This window comes from Coleofasciculus sp., assembly GCF_046539235.1.
Lineage (GTDB): Bacteria > Cyanobacteriota > Cyanobacteriia > Cyanobacteriales > Coleofasciculaceae > Coleofasciculus.
Map to the genome: position 1 here is coordinate 1 of NZ_JBKHHI010000454.1, position 5,003 is coordinate 5,003.

Genomic DNA, 5,003 nt, shown 5'->3' on the forward strand with positions numbered 1-5,003 from the left:
AATTACCGATACCTAATGCAGGGCGACCCGATATAATTAGGGGTTGGGTTCTGTTCATTGAATGCGACGGGTCGCCCCTACCATGTTTATGGGATCTTAATGCAGGGCGACCCGATATAATTAGGGTTTGGGTTCTGTTCATTGAATGCGGCGGGTCGCCCCTACCATGTTTATGGGATCTGGAAAACCTCTCTCCAAACCTCTCTCCTGCTCTTGAGAAGGCTTTTAATTTTCCCCCTTCCATGGAACAAAACGCTCCCGCAACATCTGGTCTCCCCCCCCTCAGCGCCCCATATTCCGTTTCATTTGCTCTAACTCCTCATCGGTCTCCCAGCGCTGAAATTGAGTCTCTAAGGGGTCTACCCCTGCTCCAATGTTGTAGTTTGAACTCTGGTTCCAAGCCGATGTCTGCCACTGAGATTGAGCTTGAGCTTGGGCTTGAGTGCGGGCAGCTTCTACTTCTCTTGCTTTGGTATGCACTTCATTGCGACGGGTTTGAATCTGACGCTGTAGTTCTTTAGTCTGAGCAATTCGCTGTTTAACCCCTTCCATCTTGCCCCAAAGTTGATTCCCTTGATGCAAAAGCGTCGCTTCTCGTTGTTGAGCGGCTTGGGCTAAATCAGGTCTGCCTTTCGATTGAGCCTTATTCATCCGTTCGTGCCAACGCTGAATTTCTTGGGCAACTGCTAATATGTCGTCCTGGAGGCGCTTTTGCTGAAGTTGCAAGTCAGCAATCAGCTTCAATGTGTCTTCTTCTTGCTCCCGTAACTGTTCTTCGAGTGCCTGTAACTCTAAATGGGGATTGTTGCGGAGAAATTCATCTAGGCGATTTTCCAGAAAGCGATTGAGATCCTCAAATAAACCCACTTCTGACTCCTAATACCCGTGCGCTTCGCTAATATGCTACCTCATCCATTGGATGTCAGGGAGATGGGGAAGATGAGAGAGATAACTCAAAATTCAAAACCAATGGGCAAATTACTCTATCAGTGGGCATAAATTGGCAATTTGCCCATGGATTTCACCCCTTGGGGAGATGATTTTAAGCCTTGAGACAACGATTCTGACAGAAGGACAGGAAAATCTGCCTTGAAGTAGGCAATCCTATTCCGGTCATCGTTATATATAACCGAAACAACGAGGAAAAACATTATGGTTGAGAGTGTGGGACTCACACTAGGACTCACGAGTTGGGTAACTTGGGTAGCACAGATACCGATAGAGTCAGAAGTCGATACTGTCGAAGATGCAGCGCTGATCTTTGACGGACCCCAATTTTTTACCACATTAGTCGCTGGTGTGGTTTTAGCGTTTGCGTTCCAGATGCTGTTAACGAATCTGGGTGTCGCTTTGGGAATTTCCTTTGCTGGAGGCGGAGACTCATCATCGTCTAATCAGCAGAAATCCTCAGAAAGCTTACAAGGGACAATTCGCCAGGTTGGTACAGCATTAGGATTAGCAACGTTAATTAGCGTTACCTTGGCGCTATTTTTTGCCTGTCTATTTGCCATAGAATTAAGCCTACTAAATGATCCAGGCTTGGGTGCGATCGTCGGGTTGGTGATTTGGGCAACGTACTTTTCGTTACTGGTTTGGGTCAGTTCGACAACGGTTGGTTCTTTGATCGGATCAGTAATTAGTACCGCTACCTCTGGTTTTCAAGCCATTTTAGGCACCGCCACAGCCGCAATTGGGGGTAGCGCCGTCCAAAAAGAGGTGGTGCAAACCGCAGAAGCAACGGCGGCGGCGGTACGTCGAGAACTGGGTTCTGCAATTGACCCGGAGACGATTCGCGAAAACTTAGAAGATTATATTCAGGCGATACGACCTCCAGAACTGAATCTGCAAAAGATTCGCTCGGAATTAGAAGACTTACTCAATGACCCAAATTTACAAGAGATTGCTGGTAGTGACAGCCTACGTGATATTAATCGGCAGACTTTTATTGATTTAGTTAGCAGCCGCAGCGATTTACCGCCACGGGATGTGAATCGGATTGTTGACCAACTTGAAGCCGTCTGGAAGAACACGGTGAATCGGCTGCCTTCTTCTAGAGATGCTATGGCAGAATTTAGGGAATATCTTCAGTCGGCGACACCGGATCAGCTCGTTAGTGACGAGTTTACCGAGAAGCTCGATGATTTGGTAGCAGAACTCCGTAAGCGCCGCAAAGCCCAACATCCAGGACCGCTGGCTCAGGCTGCATCCACCGGCTTCCATAGTCTGATGGGATTGGTAATGGGACGTGTGGATATGTCAGACTTGGATGTGGAGAAAATTGTCAGTCAGCTTAAAAACGCGAGCAGCCAAGTCAGCGAACAGGTTGGTCAAGTTTCCGCTCAGATCCGTGGTGGTACTCAGGATGAAGCGTACAGTACGGTGCGAGCTGATGTGGAAAATTACCTGCTCAATAAATATTCTTGGCAGATGCATCGACCAACGCTGGAGCGGGAATTCCGAGATGTACTCTATGATCCAGAAGCTGATCCCGCCACTGTGGTGCAGGAATTAGAGCAGCTCAATCGGTCATATTTTGCTAACTTGTTGGCACAACGGGGTGTTTTTACCGAAGAACGGATTAGAGAAATTTCCACCTGGTTGGATATTATTCGGTTAGAAGCCTTAGCGGTAGCGATCGCAGCTAGAGAACGCGCCGAGGCGATCGCACTATTAGCCGCGATGGAGCAATATTTCCTATCCACGCCCAAGGAAGCACTCACGCCTGAGAAGATTCAACTGAATATTAGGGAGATTCTCCATGATCCAGATGCAGATTATGAACACCTGAGCAATCGTCTGGCTCAGTTTGATCGTCCATTATTTGAGCGGTTGGTCGAACAACGCCAAGATTTAACCCCGATTGAAGGGGAAGCGGTAATCGTTGAGATGGAAAAAGCCCGCGATCGCGTTTTGGATACAGCCAGAGAAACCCAAGAGGCGCTTAAGGCAAAAGTTGAAGCCCAGTGGATGAAGGTTCAGTCTGTTTTGAGTAACACAGGTAAAGATCAACTGAATCCTCAAGCCATTGAACAGGAACTCAAATTACTCTTAGATGAACCTCAAGTGGGATGGCTGCTGCTGCGTAAACGCGCTGAACGCTTTGACCGGGATACGTTGGTACAACTGTTAAATCAACGTCAAGACCTAAGTGAAAGCCAAATTAACCAAACTATAGATCAGGTTGAACGGACTTGGACTCGTGTTCGCAGTATTCCCCAAAAAGTGGCGGATACAACCAAAGAGCAATACGACAAAACTATGTCCGCGATCGCGGAGTATCTGCGGAACACCGGGAAGCCAGAACTCAATCCGGAAGGGATTCAGCGTGATTTGACCAAACTGCTCGATGATCCACAGCTTGGAACCCGCTTAATCAGAAAGCGGTTAGCCTCAATGGATCGCGATACTCTGGTACAGTTACTCGCTCAACGGAAGGATCTGAGTGAACAAGAGGTTAACCAGATCATTGATCAAGTGCTTTCTACCGTTCGCAGCGTAGTCAAAGCCCCCCGACGCTGGGCGCTACGCACTCAGGAAACCGCCCAAGACTTCCAAGCCGCTTTTGAGGATTATCTGCGTTCGACGGGCAAAGAGGAACTCAATCCCGAAGGAATTAAGCGGGATGTGCAATCGTTGCTGAATGAACCCGGTGTGGGGATGTCCAGTTTGCAAGAACGCTTGTCTCACTTTGATCGCTCAACCCTTGTGGCGCTGTTATCCCAACGGGAGGATATCTCAGAAGAAGATGTTAACCGGATTGTCGATCAAATCCTGAATGTGCGTAACCAAGTGATCGCCCAAATCCGGACGGTGCAAGATCGCATCCAGTCAGTTATTGATGGTATTTTCGAGCGCATTCGCGATTACCTGAATAGCTTAGAGCGTCCGGAACTGAATTATGATGGCATCAAGCGGGATATCCAGACGTTATTTGATGACCCAGAAGCTGGGTTTGATGCACTGCGCGATCGCTTGTCTCAGTTGGATCGGGATACCCTAGTCGCTATTCTCAGTTCCCGTGACGATATCTCCGAAGCCGATGCTAATCGGATGATTGGTCAGATTGAGCAGGTTCGCACTCGTGTGCTACAACGGGCAGAACGGATTCAACAACAAGCTCAAATGCGTCTAGAACAGGTCAAGTATCAAGCCCAACGCCAAGCCGAAGAAACTCGCAAAGCCGCTGCGATAGCTGCTTGGTGGCTGTTTGCTACGGCGCTGATTTCGGCGTTGGCGTCCGCAGGTGCAGGGGCTTTAGGTGTGGCTTAAAGATGTAGAGACGTTGCATGCAACGTCTCTAAGTCATGGCGCGTCTCCAAGAGTTCTCCCATATCCCTGTTTCCTTCAATTTGTATCTATCTTTGGATAGAAAAGTAATTTATGACTATAGAATGAAGCCTATTTTTGCACAAGTCGGTAACGTTAGCTGTAGAGTACGGAGAAAATGATAGTTATGAATATGATTGACTTATTAGTGATCATCACTGCTTTGGCGATCGCGAGTCTTGTTCTGGTGAAGCCAAATCGCCTGTTCCGCTCAGCTATGATGCTGCTGGGTGTTGCCATCTTTACATTTAATAGTGCTTTTCCTGCCTTCGCTGCTCCCCCTCAAGGCGCTGTTGATTCCGCTCAAAACTCTCAACAACAGCAACAAGAAAGGGAGAAGTTTACAACCTCTGCAGTAGGGACTCAGTATCAAGGAATTGAATATGTGGAATCGAGCCGAGGTGGAAAGGAACTGAGTGATTCTCAGATTCAGGATAAGATTGAATCCGATATTTCTGAGAATCTAGTCGCTGGCGTTGCGAGTGGTGCGGTTCGACTCACTGGAACGGTTAAAGATCGAGCAACGGCGCGTAAGATCGTTGAGCAGATTAAAGACATTCCTGGTGTTCATGAGATTACCTTCGATTTAGCCCTGGAAGATATTCCTTCTTAATCAGAAGGGGAGTAGGGGCTTGGTTACCAAGCCCCTACTTGGTTACCAAGCCCCTACTTGGTTA

3 protein-coding genes are annotated in these 5,003 nt (G+C 48.0%); 2 read left to right on the forward strand and 1 reads right to left on the reverse strand.

Annotated elements, in window-relative coordinates:
* Window positions 1–282: 282 nt before the first annotated feature.
* Window positions 283–867, reverse strand: a complete 585-nt coding sequence (locus tag ACLFWI_RS26555; RefSeq protein WP_446415415.1) for a TIGR04376 family protein — start codon at window positions 865–867, stop codon at window positions 283–285.
* Window positions 868–1,152: 285 nt separating this feature from the next.
* On the opposite strand from ACLFWI_RS26555, the gene ACLFWI_RS26560 reads away from it, so the two are divergent.
* The gene (locus ACLFWI_RS26560) at window positions 1,153–4,269 is read left to right on the forward strand and encodes an MFS transporter (RefSeq protein WP_446415416.1); all 3,117 of its coding nucleotides are present in this window, start codon (window positions 1,153–1,155) and stop codon (window positions 4,267–4,269) included.
* 184 nt (window positions 4,270–4,453) lie between these two features.
* Window positions 4,454–4,939, forward strand: a complete 486-nt coding sequence (locus ACLFWI_RS26565; RefSeq protein ID WP_446415417.1) for a BON domain-containing protein — start codon at window positions 4,454–4,456, stop codon at window positions 4,937–4,939.
* The last annotated feature ends 64 nt before the right edge of the window (window positions 4,940–5,003 follow it).